This window comes from Paenibacillus sp. F411 (genome assembly GCF_017582705.1).
In the GTDB taxonomy this organism is placed as follows: Bacteria; Bacillota; Bacilli; order Paenibacillales; family Paenibacillaceae; genus Paenibacillus_AQ; species Paenibacillus_AQ algicola.
Genome location: NZ_JAGFIP010000001.1, coordinates 354,586 through 370,188 on the forward strand (window position 1 = coordinate 354,586; position 15,603 = coordinate 370,188).

Below are 15,603 nucleotides of genomic sequence, written 5' to 3' on the forward strand. Positions count from 1 at the left end.
CTATACAAAAGAGGCTGAAGGTGAGACAATATTCTAGTTTGCATTTTCTAACATTAAAACATCGGAGAGGAATTTCAGCTTGGACATTTTATGGATAACAGGAATGCTCGTCATTGTGCTGGCTGGCTTTATTCAAGGCCTGACGAGCTTCGGCTTTGCATTGATTACACTGCCTTTTTTGGCCCAGCTGGTGCCGCTTACGGAGGCTGTACCGCTTGTGGTTATTTTAAGCCTGTGTACAAACCTGGTCATATTTACACAAACACGCGATTTTATCGATTTGAGATCCATCTGGCTTCTGATTCTTTGCAGCGTACTGGCTGCGCCTTTAGGAACCAAGCTGCTGCTGGTTGTGGAGGCTGGCCTGCTGAAGGCGGTAAGCGGTGCAGTCATCGTCGTGGCCGCCGGTTTATTGCTGGCCGGACGTTCATATCCCATCCGGAGAGAGCGGCTAGGGATGGTGCCGGTAGGGATTCTGACCGGACTCTTGAACGGCAGCATCTCCATGAGCGGACCGCCGGTCGTATTGTTTTTGTCCAATCAAGGGGTAGACAAGCAGGTTTTTCGAGCCAATCTCAATGTATACGGAATTCTATTAAATCTGGTCACCATCAGCACTTTTGTATATAGCGGATTAATTACAGAAGCGGTGCTGCTCCAAACGGCATGGTATATCCCTTGCCTGCTGATTGGCGTACTGATCGGGCTAAAGGCAGTCCGAAGATTAAACGAGCAGCGGTTTAAACGATTTGCTCTCGGATTCATTCTGATTTCGGGAGGCTGGCTGCTGATCCAGTCCTTATTCTGATGGCGACAGGAATCGCCTTTTTAGTACTTTTTGAACCCTCTTTTTTTCATGCTTGCGTATATAGGTGTGTCTGAGCTGTTTCAGTTTCGCTATAGGAGCTTATAGATATAATGTAGAAGGTCTATTCTATGGTGTACATATTAAGAATGATTGGCAGCACGATGTCCTCAGACGATCGAAAAACCCCCTATAAACAGGCAGATCTCGGCACCCCATGTATCCCTCCAATTAGCGAAGGATCATTCTTTATATAAGCATAATGGCAGTAGTCGGAAGGAGTCTGGGTTCAATGAACATACAGCAGGAATATGAGTGGTCTGGGATTTGGCTGTCCCATGTGAAGGAGCTGGTCATTTTTTACCGGCAGGATGGGACCATTGCTTATGTTTCACCATCTTGTCTGAGAATCCTCGGGTATGCTCAGGAGGACATGATTGGCAGACATCGAAGTGAGTTTGAGCTAAAAAGGGATGTGCCTTATTGCTCCTACGCTCATCATTTTGGAGAAATCGAGTCTGAGGAGCTGCATTTGCGCACCATGTCTCATCAAGACGGCCGGATCCTCTGGTTCGAGGCGGAAGAGCGAGAGATCGACAGGCTGCCGAACGGCGAATCTGGAACGATGTCAACCGCCAAGGTCATGACGGAGCAGAAAAGAAAGATGCTGATGTGGTCGTATGCCCGCTCGATGGTACAGGTTGGTTATTGGGATTGGGACTTTGAGAGCGGCAAAATATATTTCTCTCCGGAGATTCGCGACATGGTCACTGGAAAGGTACAGGCTTTGGAGCAGTCCCCGCAGCCCTTTTATGACCTTATTCACCCTTCAGACGTAGATACTGTAATCAAGACGCTGAATACTGGTACGAAGACCGGGCAAGGCGGCGATATTCGGTTTCGCATCCTGCTTCCCGGGGAGATCTGGCGCATGCTCCGCTGTGTTTGGGGCGTCTTTAAGACGGAGGATGGACAATTAAATCGGGTATTCGGCGTTATTCAGGACATCACGGAATCCACTGAAATGGAAGAGAAAATGCTGGAGAGCGAGCGCATGTACCGTCTGATTGCGGAGACCTCCGGCGACTGGATTACGCTTCACAAACCGGATGAAGCGGCTACAGTCCTGTATTCCTCACCGGTCTGCAAATCCATGCTGAATTATGAGCCGGAGGAGCTCATCGGGATCCCTGCATTTGATATTATTCATCCGGATGACCGGGAGCCGGTTGCCGAGTTTCTGGGCCGGGAAGGGATCCATGAGGACGACCGAATTACTCTTAGAGCGTTACATAAAGCTGGACATTATATCTGGATTGAAACCTCCAGCCGCAGACAATATAACGAGAAGGGTGAAATAACCTCAGTTATCTCCGTATCGAGAGATATTACAGAACGGAGAAAGGCGGAGCAAATGCTGAAGGAGAATCAGCAGCGATATAGATCCTTATTCGATCATAATCCGTTCGCCGTTTATTCCATGAACCTGAATGGCGACTATTTAACAGCCAATTCTAATCTCCAAAAAATCACAGGCTACACCCTCGAGGACTTAATCGGCATGTACTGGGGACCGCTCGTGCATCCGAAGGATCTGGACAAAACCAACTATCATTTCAATCTGGCCAAGCAGGGAGAGCCGCAAAGCTATGATCTGACAATCATTCATAAAGACGGTCATCTCGTTGAAATTAACTCGACGAATATACCGATTGTGGTCGATGGAGAGATCGTTGGAGTGTACGGCATCACCTATGATATTACAGACCGCAAGCGGCATCTGGAGCAGATCGAGAAGCTGAGTAATCAATATAACCTGATCTTGAACAGTGTCAATGAAGGCATTATCGGCTTCGATGAGGAGGCCCGGCCAATCTTCATTAATCCTGCTGGAGCCGACATGCTTCAAATGGATCCAGGCGAAATTAGCGGCTACAGCTATGATGAGTTTATGAAGCAGTTCCAGACCAATGTGGCTCTCCAGTCTGAGAATGCGGGGGTTTACCGCGCCATTCAGGATGGCAGAAGATATGCCGTCAGTGAAGCTGTACTGCTTCGAAAGGATGGCTCAAGCTTCCTGGCAGACTATCAGGTGACTCCGATCTGGGATAAAGGCGTGCAGAAGGGTGCCGTTGTCGTCTTCCGGGATATTACGTCCGAGAAGGAAATTCTGAAGGCCAAGGAGATGGCAGAGAAGGCAGACCGGGCCAAATCAGAATATCTGGCGATTATGAGTCATGAGATAAGGACCCCGATGAATGGCATCATGGGGATGGCCGATCTGCTGGATGAGACACTGTTATCCGAGGAACAGCGAAGCTATCTGAATACGATACAAACGAGCTGCAACGCTTTGCTGCGCATTCTGAATGAAATTCTGGATTTCAGCAAGCTGGAAGCCGGAAAGATGGAGCTGAGCCACGAGCAGTTCTCTCTGCACTCTGTAGTTGGCAGTGTGGTAGATTTGTTCCTTCCGCGCGCAAATGAGAAAGGAATCTCTCTTGAGGCAGACATTGAGGACAAGGTCCCGGTCCTTGTGGAAGGAGACGAGGGCCGCTTCCGGCAGGTGCTGGTGAACCTTGTTGGCAATGCGGTGAAATTTACGGAGGAGGGAAGCATCCGAATTCACGTTAAATATGAATATGCCTCCTCCATACACTCAGGCGGATGGTTTACAGTCTCCGTGACGGACACCGGAATCGGTATCCCGGAAGAGCGGCGCGACCAGCTCTTTCAATCCTTCTCCCAGCTGCATCCGTCGATTAATTTGAAATATGGCGGCACAGGGCTGGGGCTGGCTATTTGCAAAAAACTGGTTGAGCTGATGGGTGGAACGATCGGAATGCAGAGCAGGGAGGGGACAGGGTCAAGCTTTTATTTTAGCCTGCCGTTTATGGGTCGTAACAAAGACAGTGAGCTGGCGGCAACGCCCTCCAGTCAGCCTCGGCTTCCAGAGCCCGAATCCGACTCCTCTGCACGGAGCTCTTACGCCTTGCGGGCCTTGATTGCGGATGACAATCTGATTAACCGGACCTTGCTGTCCAAAATGCTTGGGAAATTCGGGCTGCACACGGATCAGGCAGAGAATGGAAGGGAAGCCGTTAAGGCTTATGAAGAACAGCGGTATGATATCATCTTTATGGACATTCAGATGCCGGAAATGAACGGCTTCGAGGCCGCGCAGGCGATTCTCCAGCAGAGCAAGGACGGCCGCTCGCCGATTATCGTTGCGGTTACCGCCTTTGCGCAGCAGAACGACCGGGAAGCTTGCCTGGATTGCGGGATGCATGATTTTATTAGCAAGCCTGTCTACGTATCAGAGATCAAGCGCGTATTAAACCGATGGTTTCATTAAAAGCTCTTACCATCATCATTCGCAAGGGAGGCTACAGCCTCTACGTATAATAAACATGATAAACCGCGTAGCTCGGGTAAACCCAGGCTATGCGGTTTTTTTGGTGCGCCTGGAGAGGGAAGCACCAATCACATCGAAGGCTGGGGAAATGACTAAACCCGTAAAAAGCTCGCACAGGCAGGGACCAAAGCTTCCCTGCGCAGTGCGAGCGTCTGCGGAGCATGTACCTATGCAATTAAAGCGCCGTAACCCGAACAAGCTCCTGATGAATCCCTTATCGCTTACGGATGAACATGTGTGAGCGAGAAGAAGGTGGCCTTTACATGATCGGACTTGTCGCTTGTAGTATCCGTATTGTTTTGGTTATAGACGCCAGCCTTGTAATACAGATATTTGTTGTTATAGCCTGACGGCAGATTATAGTTGACGGTTGTTGTTGATCCACCCTCCGGAGTTACCTTGACCGTCATTTTCAAGCCGACAACCTTGATTTCATAGCTCCATTTCTGGCCCAGTGCAATGCCATTGGAAGGATTGAGGCTGGATGGTCCTCCGAGAACATTGACCCATGTGTTGTTATTGTTCAGATCGTCCGTGCCAAAGTAAATGGCACCCTTGCTGTCGCTGGGACGCTTGTGGAAATACAAGCGAATCGGCTCTGTATCCGGTCCATGAATCTGGCCTACAACGACACGGCCGAGCTTGGAGGTATCTCCACTGGTTGAGACGCGGTCTACTCGCAGCGTAGCTTTCATGGTGCCGTCTACTCCGCCGGCCTGAGCCTTAATTGAAGAAGAGGAGGTAGAGGTCACCCAGTTGTTACCATACGAGGTGGTGCCCGCCGAAGCGTTCAGCATTTCCCGAAGCTCGGAACGGGTGTAGCTGCTGTTGGTCGTCGTACTGCCCAGGTTCGGAGCCACAAATACCATACCGCCTGTCGCGGAATCCGTATAGAACCATTTGGCGTTGCTGTAATTACTGAGGTTAGTAATCTCCGAAGCGTCAGGCAGCGTAAGCTTCCATTTCGTAAGATTAAAATTCTGAGAAGGCGGCTGGCTTGGAGAAAGCGCATTCATAGAATGAGATGATGGAGCAGCCTGGGCAGATGGGATTTCTCCTTCGGCAGCTAAAGCTCCAGTGCTTAAGCCCGCGGAGCCGAGCAGCAAGGCCGATCCCAATACAGCGATTCCTGTCTTCCGAGCGATACGGTAGTTCATCATTACAATTCCTCCTTTTTAATGGTAAAGAATGATTTCACAAGAGTAGCAAAATCTGCGAGCCGCACTCCTTTCTCTACAACAGTGCGCCATTGCTCCTGCGCCTACCTATAAAATATCAGATACTGGAAGAACATACTGTTGTTTTCCATAGATGATATATGGAATATTTTAGAATGAATTCGTAACCAGTTCCACATTACGACACCCTAAAAAAAACACCAATTCACAAAAAGGGAGACCCTAGATAGAGGAAACGAAAGTGCTTACAATAAATTGCAGGACAGATTATTTATCCAAGAAAGGAGTTTACCAGCATGCCACAAATCACCATAAAAATGTACGAGGGTCGAAGCCAGAGTCAGAAAGAAGAGATTGTTGAAACGTTTACCCGGGAGCTGTCTCGCATTATCGACAGAGAACCGGAATTCATCTCGATCACCTTCGACGAAATTCCAGTAGACGAAAATGCACCGGAGCATCTTAGGAAGCAGAAGGAGCTTGAAGGAGGCAGCCGTGGCTAAGTCCTTGACAGCACAAGATACGAGAACCCTTCGGCCGGAGGAGAGATCGATTTTCTCCTACATGTGGAAGTATAAAACCTTATACATTCTGGCTCTGCCAGGCGTCCTATATTTCATCCTGTTCAAATATGTACCGTTGTTCGGATCGGTAATCGCGTTCCAGGACTACAACATTTTCAAAGGCATGTGGGACAGTGAGTGGGTAGGACTGGAGCATTTTCGCACCATGTTTGAGCATTATGACTTCATGCGTATTCTGGGCAACACCTTGTTAATCGGCTTGTATGATACGCTGCTTGCATTCCCGGCGCCTATTATTTTGGCACTGCTGCTGAATGAGCTGCGGCTGATTTTTTACAAAAGAGTACTGCAAACCGTTGTGTATATGCCCCATTTTCTTTCCTGGGTCGTTGTCAGCGGGGTTGCGGTCGGTATCCTGTCTCCCTCCACCGGGGTGGTCAACACCTTCCTGGGCTGGTTCGGAATCGACCCGATCTACTTCCTGGGTGAAGAATCCTACATTCGCTCCATTCTGATTACGTCCGGAATTTGGCGGGACAGCGGCTATGGCACCATTATTTATCTCGCAGCGCTTGCCGGTATCAATCCGGATCTGTATGAAGCAGCGGAGGTCGATGGAGCAGGACGCTGGAAACAGACCTTATCGATTACATTGCCGGCTTTGCTGCCGACGATTATGATTTTGTTCCTGCTGCATATCGGTAAATTTATGGACTTCGGCTTTGAACGCGTTATTGTATTCCTGAATCCGCTGAACACGGAGAACGGTGAAATTCTTGATACTTATATTTATAAAGCCGGTTTACTGCAGCAGCAGTACAGCTATACGACAGCCATGGGATTGTTCAAATCCGTAGTCGGCTTGATGCTGGTCTATATTGGGAACCTTATCAGTAAAAAAACAACCGGCGAGAGCTTGTACTAGGAGGTGAAGGACAATGAATCATGCAACTCAAGGACAGAAGATATTTAACGTTTTCAATATTATTCTGCTTACTGCCATCGCGCTCTGTATGTTTCTGCCATTTGTAAACGTATTGGCCCAATCCTTCAGCTCTTCGCTGGCGGTTACGACGGGCAGGGTTACCTTTTTTCCGGTAGAGTTCACCTTTACGAACTATCTGTACGTATTCAGTGATGCTTCCATCTGGCGTTCCTTCGCGGTCACCATTTATATTACCGTGCTTGGTACACTGATTAATCTGGCGGCTACTGCTTCGCTGGCCTATCCCGTTTCCCGACAGGAATTCGTCGGCAGAAAATACGTGGTTATGCTGGTGTTGATCACAATGGTATTCAGTGCACCGCTCATTCCTAACTTTATCCTGATCAAGGAACTGGGAATGATGAACTCCTTGTGGTCCTTGATGATTCCGGGAGCGATATCTGCTTTTAACTTCTTCGTCATGAGATCTTTCTTCATGCAGATTCCAAGCGAGCTCATTGATGCTTCCCGGATTGACGGCTGTGGAGAGCTCCGGATCCTGTGGAACATCGTGCTGCCGCTCTCGAAGCCAGTTATGGCGTCTCTTGGTATCTTTTATGCAGTAGGACACTGGAATACCTTCCAGTCGGCCCTGTACTATATTAACAAGCCAAGCCTGTGGCCGCTGCAGGTCAAGCTGCGTCAGATGATTACCACGGACGATATTTCGATCGATCCGTCGGCATCGCAGTTTAGTGATCTGGCCCATTCATCTCCGGAAGGAATCAAGATGGCGGTTATTATCGTCGCAACGATTCCAATCATCATGATCTATCCTTTCCTGCAGCGTCATTTCGTAAAAGGCCTGATGCTGGGTTCCGTTAAATCCTGATCCTGATTTCTAAAATGGCACCTAAAGAAAACACGAGACCATCTCAAACTCTCCATGGCGCCATGATTTGGAAAAAAGCTAGAGTGAAATCAACTCGTTGAAAGCGCTATCTTCATAGTCGCTTATGACGTATAATCAATTTAAGGAAAAGAGGGGTAACGGACATGAAAAAATGGGGATCATTCACACTCGCAGCATTGTTAGCGCTCGGTACGCTGACAGGCTGCGCACAAGAAGCGGCAACGCCAGAGAAGCCCGCCACCAACAGTGAAGGCAAGGCAGCAGAGGGCACCGATCAAGGTAAAGCAGAATTCTCGATCTCGATGCGTACACTGGCATTCAACCACGTAGAGAAGTCACCTAATATCAATGAAGATAAATGGGTGAAGAAGCTGGAGGAGATTACGAATACGGACCTGGATATCGTGCTGGTTCCCCATAAGGATTATGAGCAGAAGATGCTCCAAATGTTTGCGACTAATGACATTCCTGATGTCGTTCAGGGCAGCGGCGGCGTAAACGGCAAGGAAATGGGCGGATCTGTACAAGCCGGCGTGTTCCAGCCTCTAGATGATTTGCTACAGGAGCACGGTCAGAACCTGCTGAAGGTTATTCCGAAGGACGTGTGGGCTAACGTTTCCTACGAAGGCAAGATTTATGGCATTCCGGAGTGGCTGTCCAATCCATCCCGGAGAGCAACCTGGATCCGTATGGATCTGCTGGAGAAGTCAGGGCTTCCAGTTCCTGTAACGGTAGACGATTACATGAACGTCATGAGAAAGTTTAAAGAAATGGGCGTTGAGAATCCATATATGGGAAGAGAAAACTTCCGTTATTCCGATACGTTCTTCGGAGCCTACGATGTATTCCCGTATCAATCCATGTTCGAGAAGCAAGGCGATCAGATCGTGCCGAAATTCATGGACAATGAAAACATGATGCAAGCACTGACCACATATAAGACAATGTATGACGAAGGCTTGATCAATAAGGAATTCGCAACGATTAACCCGACGAAGTTTAAAGAGACGATTTTGTCCGGCAAAGCAGGGATCTGGACGATGAATGCTAATGAGCTTCTCCAATGGGAGCAGCAGCTGAAGGCAGCGGTTCCTGATGCAAAGGTAGCCATCATCCCATCTCCGGTAGGACCTGACGGCTCCGGCGGACATTATCTGTATGGTTCGGTATCTAGAGCCTACTTCATTAATCAGAAAGTTGAGAATCCAGAAAAGATCATTCAGTTCTTTGACTGGATGGTGAGTGAGGAAGCAGAGAAGTTTTTCAGCTTCGGGATCGAGGGAGAGAATTACACGGTTGAGAATGGAAAGATCAATTACAAGGCACCAGTAACACCGCAGGAAGTAGACGAAGAGCGCTACCGTCAAGCCTTCTTGTGGATGGTACAGGACACCACGTACAACAAAGGTACGCTGGAGCTGTCTGAACAAGGACAGAAGCTAATAAAGGTATATGACGATGTCCTGGCGAAAGAAGGACGTGATGGAATCTCCTTCGAGCCGCGTTTGGACGCATTCCAGAAAAATCCGGATATTTCCCCGATCTCTGACCAGGCTCCACCGGTCATTCTGAACCACATGGTCAAGATTGTATACGGCAAAGAGCCGGTAAGTGACTGGCCGAAGGCGGTAGAAGAGTGGAAATCCAAAGGCGGCGACGAGGTCATCAAGGAAGCAACCGAGAAATACAACAATCAACAAGGGGTGCTTGAGCCGCGCCGCTAAACCCTGACTGAATGAACTGAAGGAGGCCCAATAACATGTACCGAGTGCTGATAGTTGATGATGAGCCGATGATCAGGCAAAGTCTGTCCGTATTAATCTCTGAGAGGAAGGATCTCATTGTGGACGTCAAGACTGCCGAGAACGGAGCCGCAGCGCTTGGAATATTGGAGGAGGGCCTTCCTGATTTTATATTTACGGATATTCGGATGCCCAAGATGAATGGAATTGAGCTGTGCCGACATTTGTTCCAACAGGATTCAAGTGTTCAGATTGCTGTTGTATCCGGTTATGGTGATTTTGAATATGCTCAGCAGTGCATGTCTCTAGGCGTGAAGGAATACCTGCTTAAACCCGTTTCCCGAGACAAGGTCCATCATGTTCTGGAGAAAATGGCTGCAGCGGCACGTAAAAAAAAGAAATCCACCTATATTTCTCCGGTTCGCCTGGAGGAGGTTGCCCACGCGATGGAGCAGGCAATCTGGTCCCTCAGCAAGGAGCAGCTGAACAAGCTGCTTAAGGATTGTGAACAAGAATTTATGGGATATGGATTAGGAGAGAAGCAACAACAGGAGCTGCTTCAGGCCTTGTACGGATTGGTTCTGAAAAAGCTAAACGCAAGAGATATTTATGCATTCCAAGTCAATACAGAGCTCATGTTTCATGAAGGACGAGAGCTGTACCCTAGACTTCAAGACGCGCTGAATCTGTTTATAGATCAGCTGCAAAGCAAGCGTCGCGGTCATGTCAAGGACCCGGTGGAAGAATCCAAGCGGTATATTGAAGCTCATCTCGCCAGGGAATCCTCGCTGGAGGAAGTGGCGGACATTCTGGGACTCAACCCGTCTTATTTCTCGCAGATGTTTAAGCAGTCGACAGGAGAAACCTTTGTGCAGTACCGGATCCGGCGGCGGATGGAGAGAGCCAAAAAGCTGCTTCAGCAGCCGCACTACCGGATCACGGATATTGCCTATGACATTGGCTACGCTGATCATTCACATTTTACTAAGACGTTTAAGAAATATACCGGTGTTTCACCTTCCGAATTCCGGCAGAGCCTGGGGATGAATGGATGAAAGCTTCACTTGCCCGCCAGGTGTTTCTTTACTTCCTTATTGTGATCATACTTTCCTTGACAAGCCTGGGATTGTTCTCTTATTTTAAAGCCTCACGAGCGCTTGACCGCCAAATGGAGAAGTATATTTCCCAGATGACTACGAATATGGCTTATCAGACGGATATCTTTTTGGATCGCTATAAGGATGTTAGCAGCTCTATGCTGTCCAGCTGGGATATCAAGTATTTCCTGGATATGGACTATACCGACAGCTACTCCTACTTTTATTATTCCTCCCAGATTCGGCGCCACGCCCTGGAGCCTTTATTTGTTCAATATCCACAGATTCATCAGATTTATCTGATCGGAAAAAATGGGCGGGCTGTCGTTAATGACAGCTCCATCCATGTGGAAAAACGGCTGGAATGGCTATGGGAGCGCACGCCTGCTGAGGGAGGCATTGTCGTTCTGAATGACCGAATTGCTTCAAACAAGACCAATATCGTTACACTTGCGAGAAGAGTTCGAGGCTTCTCTAGTTATGAGCCCACAGGGGTCCTGGCGGTGGAGCTGAATGTGCAGGAGCTGACACAAATGTGGCAGCAGAAGGATTTGGGGAAGGACAGTTATTTCTTTGTCCTGGATGAGCTTGGACGATATGTATATCATCCGGAATCTTCCTTGATTGGACAGAAGGCGGACGAAGAATTAAAGTCCAAGGTGCTGGATGGGGAAGAGGAAAGCTTTATTTCAGGTAATGGTGATGATCATCGTTTATTCGTTACCCGATCATCCTTGGAATCAGGATGGAAGCTGACCGTTTCCATTCCGGTAAAGGAGCTGCGGGAGCCTGTAAACTCTATCCGTTCCACAACCATCACTGTAGGACTGATTACATTGGCACTGGCCGCATGGCTGGCTTTCCGGTTCGGACATTCTATCGTTTCTCCGATTCGCCGGTTAAACAGCAGTATGCGCCAGACTGAGAAAGGAAATTGGCAGCAAATCCAAGGGGTTCATCGGACTGATGAGATCGGCGGTTTGATGCACAGCTACAATATCATGGTTTCCAGATTGTCAGAAATGATCGAGAAGGTTTATGAAACGGAGCTGGCCAATCAGAAGGCTGAACTTGAGCTGCAGGAATCCTCGCTGGAACGTCAAAAAGCGGAATTCCAAGCCCTTCAGCTGCAGATTAATCCACACTTTTTATACAATACGCTGGCTACTGTAAACGGTTATGCTATCGTGCAGCACTCCGGTGAGATTTCTGAAATTGTGGAAGCGATGTCCTATATGCTGCGATATTCCATCCAGACGAATCTGGAAGAGATAACAATCGCAAATGAGCTGAACCATGTCCGTAATTATTTAATTATTCTAAAGCACCGCAGCGGGAGAGAGATCGAGATCGATGTAGATATAGATCCCGAGCTGCTGCTGGAGAAATGCGTCCGGCTTACCTTACAGCCATTGGTGGAAAATATTTTCCAACACGCATTTCCTGACGGGATGGAGGATTACCATCGGATTCGGATCGACGCCAAAATTGAGAATCAATGCTTCTACGTCATGGTAGAAGACAATGGTGTCGGTATGACTTCGGAGCAGCTACAAAAGCTGCAGGAGCGCCTGCGCCAAAACCGTTTGGCTGAGGCGCCGAAGGATACGGTGTATCATCACGGCGGGATCGGGCTGATGAATGTGCATCGGCGGATTCAGCTGGTGTTTGGGGATGAGTACGGACTGTTTGTAGAAAGTGAAGAAGGCAAGGGGACCCGGTTTGTGATGAAAATGCCGGAACAACAAAAAAAGAGGAGGATTTCTACATGATTAACTTGGATTTGACAGGAAAAATTGCATTGGTAACAGGGGCGAGCGGCGGGATCGGCAGAGCCTGTGCGTTAATGCTGAGCCAAGCGGGTGCGAAGGTAGCCATCAATTACAGAAGCAGTGCAGAGGATGCCGAGCAGGTTGCAGCCCAGATTCGGGAGGCTGGCGGTGAGGCTGCGCTATTTCAGGCAGATGTGACTCGAATTGACCAGGTTGAAGCAATGATTCAGGGCATTCAGGAGCAGCTGGGTGGAACTGTAGACATTTTGATTAACAATGCCGGTCATCTGGTAAAGCGGGTTGCCAACGATGTCATGACAGAGGAGCATTACAATCAGGTCATGGACGTCAATATGAAGAGCACGGTCTTTGTAACCCGTGCTGTGCTTGCCGGCATGAAGGAGAAAAAATCCGGAAGAATTGTTAATATGACCTCTGTAGCCGCCCACAACGGCGGCGGTGCTGGAGCCAGTATCTATGCGGCAAGTAAAGCAGCCGTGATCTCCTACTCCAAGGGCTTGGCCAAGGAACTGGGTCCGGATGGTATTACTGTTAACTGTATTTCTCCGGGCTTTATCGGAAACACCGCCTTCCATGCAACGTTTACACCGGATAGTGCAAGACAGGCGACAATTAACAGCATCCCGCTTGGACGTGAAGGACATCCGGATGATGTGGCTTCTGCGGTCATCTATTTCGTCTCTGATCTCGGTTCATACATTACCGGCGAGACGCTTGAGGTTAACGGCGGAATGTTCATGCGTTAAAAAGAAACCATCAATGAGCACGCAATTCTAAGGAGGTAATCTGTAATGATTTCAGGTAACAGTGCATTGTACCAACCCAAATCCGGTAAGCTGACCGTTCAATATAAGCCGGATCAGGAGACCAAGCTGGTCGAGAATCCGCCGAGATTCACCTGGATGGCGGCCCGCCTTGAGGATGATCAATACATCCTGCAAATTTCTTCATCGCGTGAATTTAAGGATCAGGATACACTGACCTACAGTCCGATTCCTTACAATTTCTTCACACCGGATGAAGTGCTTGCCCCGGGCACCTATTACTGGAGATATGCCCTGCTGGGAGATTCCCATGCGTCCTCCAGCACACTGGCTACGGACTGGAGTGAAACTCGGGAATTCCAGGTTCTTCCTGGCCTGCCGGAAACGCCATTGCCGGCGAGAGCAGATCGCTATGCTCATGTGAAGACAGAGCATCCTCGCTTGTGGCTGAACCGGGAGCGGTTGAACACATATCAGCAGCAGGTTCAGGAGGATCCACAGTCTGCGGGCTGGGATGAATTCTACGAGAAATCCGTGAAGCCATGGATTGACAGACCGCTTATTGCCGAGCCTGCACCTTATCCGGACAATAAGAGAGTCGCAGTCCTGTGGAGAAAAATGTACATGGATTCGCAGGAAGTGCTGTATGCAATTCGGCACCTGAGTGTGGCCGGTGTTGTGCTGAAGCAAGAAGACCTGATTCAACGGGCTGTAGAGTGGCTGGTGCATGCTGCTTCCTGGGATACTGAGGGCACAACCTCCCGGGATTACAACGATGAGGTGGCATTCCGTATTGCCGGTGCACTGGCCTGGGGCTATGACTGGCTATACGAATACTTGTCAGACGATCAGAAGGATCTTGTCCGGAAAAGTCTGTTCCGTCGCACCGAGCAGGTAGCCTTCCACGTGATTGAACGCTCCAAGATTCATCATGTGCCTTACGACAGCCATGCCGTCCGCTCGCTGTCTTCAGTCTTGGTCCCATGCTGTATCGCTTTGCTGGGCGAGGAGCCGAAAGCGCAGGAATGGCTGGATTACACGGTTGAGTACTACTCCACCCTGTACAGTCCTTGGGGCGGGGAAGACGGCGGCTGGGCTGAGGGTCCAATGTACTGGACGACCGGTATGGCCTACCTGATTGACGCTTTGAACCTGCTCAAAAATTATACGGGCATCAATATTTATTCCCGTCCATTCTTCGACAAGACCGGGGATTTCCCGCTCTATGTATTTCCGCCGCATACGGCCCGGGCTAGCTTCGGAGATATGTCGAATCTGGGTGAGCCGCCAAGCTTGAAGACGGGAGTGAACATCCGTCAATTTGCAGGCATTACTGGCAACCCATACTACCAATGGTATTATGAGCAGCTGAAAGAGAAAGACACCGATGCAGACAGCAAATTCTATAATTACGGCTGGTGGGATTTCCGTTTTGACGAGCTGATCTACCGTTCAGATTATCCGCAGGTTCAGGCGGAGGCTCCAAAGGACGCTGCTCCGCTGAAGTGGTTCCGTGATGTAGGCTGGGTAGCTATGCATTCCCGCATGGATGATCCTGAAGAGCATGTATTCCTCTTGACCAAGAGCTCTTCCTATGGCTCCCTGTCTCATAGCCATGGAGATCAAAATGCGTTTATCCTGCATGCTTACGGCGAGCCGCTGGCGATTCAAAGTGGATACTACGGAGCCTTCGGCAGTACGCTTCACCGCAACTGGCGCAGACATACCCTCTCCAAGAATGCGCTGCTCATTGATGGTAAGGGACAATATGCCGACAATGACAAAGTGAAGAACATGGAAGCTTACGGTAAAGTGGTTACCGCAGAAGACCGGGGTGCATACCTCTACACGAGACTGGATGCTACCGAAGCTTATCGCAGTGAGGTTCCTTACCTGAAGCGTTATGAGCGCGAAATTTATTTCATCGGCGGATCCTATGCCGTGATTGTGGATCAGGTTGATCTGGAGCAGTCCGGCCGGGTAGATTGGCTGTTCCACACGCTGCATGAAATGAAGCTGAAGAATCAGGCGTTCCGAGTTGAGGGCACTAAAGCAGATATGGATGTTCAATTTGTGTACTGCTCATCCGGGGAATTGGAGCTATCTCAAAGTAATGCCTTTGCCAATGTAGATCCGGCAGAGCTGGAAGGTCTCGACATTCACTGGAATTTGAAGGCGACTACGCGTTCAGCGTCAGCGCACCGCATCGTATCCGTACTGGTGCCGATGAAGAAGTCGGAGCCGAAATACGTTTCACATTTTATGGATGATCAAGACCACGGTATTCATTTGTACTTCACGCTGGACGGTCAGACACAGCAGGTTCAGGTTCCTAAAGTCTATTAATTTCTCGTTAGTCAGGGTTCTCTAAGGTTTCTTCCATATTGAAGACCTTTGCGGAAAATTTCCGCAAAGGTCCTTTTTTTTGAATAGCGTATTTGAAATGG

The 15,603-nt window shown here is 49.0% G+C and carries 11 protein-coding genes; 10 read left to right on the forward strand and 1 reads right to left on the reverse strand.

What is annotated here, in order from left to right:
• Positions 1-79: 79 nt before the first annotated feature.
• Both JJQ72_RS01590 and JJQ72_RS01595 read left to right on the forward strand, forming a co-directional pair.
• A complete protein-coding gene (locus tag JJQ72_RS01590; protein WP_243895792.1) occupies positions 80-808 on the forward strand; it encodes a sulfite exporter TauE/SafE family protein in 729 nt (242 codons plus the stop codon).
• Between the two features lie 289 nt (positions 809-1,097).
• Positions 1,098-4,160, forward strand: coding sequence for a PAS domain S-box protein (locus JJQ72_RS01595; RefSeq protein ID WP_208202505.1), 3,063 nt, complete (start codon positions 1,098-1,100; stop codon positions 4,158-4,160).
• A gap of 281 nt (positions 4,161-4,441) precedes the next feature.
• On the opposite strand, the gene JJQ72_RS01600 is transcribed toward JJQ72_RS01595, so the two are convergent.
• A complete protein-coding gene (locus JJQ72_RS01600) occupies positions 4,442-5,380 on the reverse strand; it encodes a polysaccharide lyase family 7 protein (RefSeq protein ID WP_138226268.1) in 939 nt (312 codons plus the stop codon).
• Between the two features lie 314 nt (positions 5,381-5,694).
• Here JJQ72_RS01600 and JJQ72_RS01605 point away from each other — a divergent pair, with 314 nt between their 5' ends.
• The 8 genes from JJQ72_RS01605 to JJQ72_RS01640 all read left to right on the forward strand — a co-directional run bounded on the left by JJQ72_RS01605 (position 5,695) and on the right by JJQ72_RS01640 (position 15,502).
• Positions 5,695-5,901, forward strand: a complete 207-nt coding sequence (locus tag JJQ72_RS01605; RefSeq protein ID WP_138226267.1) for a tautomerase family protein — start codon at positions 5,695-5,697, stop codon at positions 5,899-5,901.
• Positions 5,894-6,847, forward strand: coding sequence for an ABC transporter permease (locus JJQ72_RS01610; protein WP_233281003.1), 954 nt, complete (start codon positions 5,894-5,896; stop codon positions 6,845-6,847). The genes JJQ72_RS01605 and JJQ72_RS01610 overlap by 8 nt, the downstream gene beginning before the upstream one ends.
• Before the next feature lie 13 nt (positions 6,848-6,860).
• Positions 6,861-7,739, forward strand: a complete 879-nt coding sequence (locus JJQ72_RS01615; RefSeq protein ID WP_138226266.1) for a carbohydrate ABC transporter permease — start codon at positions 6,861-6,863, stop codon at positions 7,737-7,739.
• 164 nt (positions 7,740-7,903) lie between these two features.
• On the forward strand, positions 7,904-9,484 hold the full coding sequence (locus JJQ72_RS01620) for an extracellular solute-binding protein (protein ID WP_208202506.1): 1,581 nt from the start codon (positions 7,904-7,906) through the stop codon (positions 9,482-9,484).
• Between the two features lie 35 nt (positions 9,485-9,519).
• Positions 9,520-10,557 (forward strand): response regulator transcription factor, encoded by a 1,038-nt coding sequence (locus JJQ72_RS01625; protein WP_138226264.1) that lies wholly within the window; start codon positions 9,520-9,522, stop codon positions 10,555-10,557.
• Positions 10,554-12,371 (forward strand): cache domain-containing sensor histidine kinase, encoded by a 1,818-nt coding sequence (locus tag JJQ72_RS01630; protein WP_208202507.1) that lies wholly within the window; start codon positions 10,554-10,556, stop codon positions 12,369-12,371. Before JJQ72_RS01625 ends, JJQ72_RS01630 begins: the two co-directional genes overlap by 4 nt.
• Positions 12,371-13,138 carry an SDR family NAD(P)-dependent oxidoreductase gene (locus JJQ72_RS01635; protein WP_208202640.1) on the forward strand — a complete coding sequence of 256 codons (768 nt, stop codon included), beginning with the start codon at positions 12,371-12,373 and terminating at the stop codon, positions 13,136-13,138. Before JJQ72_RS01630 ends, JJQ72_RS01635 begins: the two co-directional genes overlap by 1 nt.
• 45 nt (positions 13,139-13,183) lie before the next feature.
• Entirely contained in the window at positions 13,184-15,502 is a 2,319-nt protein-coding gene (locus tag JJQ72_RS01640) for a DUF4962 domain-containing protein (protein ID WP_208202508.1), read from the forward strand.
• Positions 15,503-15,603: the final 101 nt, after the last annotated feature.

Coding starts and splice junctions, on each gene's coding strand:
- JJQ72_RS01640 (WP_208202508.1), top strand. CDS start 13,184: ATGATTTCAGGTAACAGTGCATTGTACCAACCCAAATCCGGTAAGCTG.
- JJQ72_RS01615 (WP_138226266.1), top strand. CDS start 6,861: ATGAATCATGCAACTCAAGGACAGAAGATATTTAACGTTTTCAATATT.
- JJQ72_RS01620 (WP_208202506.1), top strand. CDS start 7,904: ATGAAAAAATGGGGATCATTCACACTCGCAGCATTGTTAGCGCTCGGT.
- JJQ72_RS01625 (WP_138226264.1), top strand. CDS start 9,520: ATGTACCGAGTGCTGATAGTTGATGATGAGCCGATGATCAGGCAAAGT.
- JJQ72_RS01630 (WP_208202507.1), top strand. CDS start 10,554: ATGAAAGCTTCACTTGCCCGCCAGGTGTTTCTTTACTTCCTTATTGTG.
- JJQ72_RS01600 (WP_138226268.1), bottom strand. CDS start 5,380: ATGATGAACTACCGTATCGCTCGGAAGACAGGAATCGCTGTATTGGGA.
- JJQ72_RS01605 (WP_138226267.1), top strand. CDS start 5,695: ATGCCACAAATCACCATAAAAATGTACGAGGGTCGAAGCCAGAGTCAG.
- JJQ72_RS01595 (WP_208202505.1), top strand. CDS start 1,098: ATGAACATACAGCAGGAATATGAGTGGTCTGGGATTTGGCTGTCCCAT.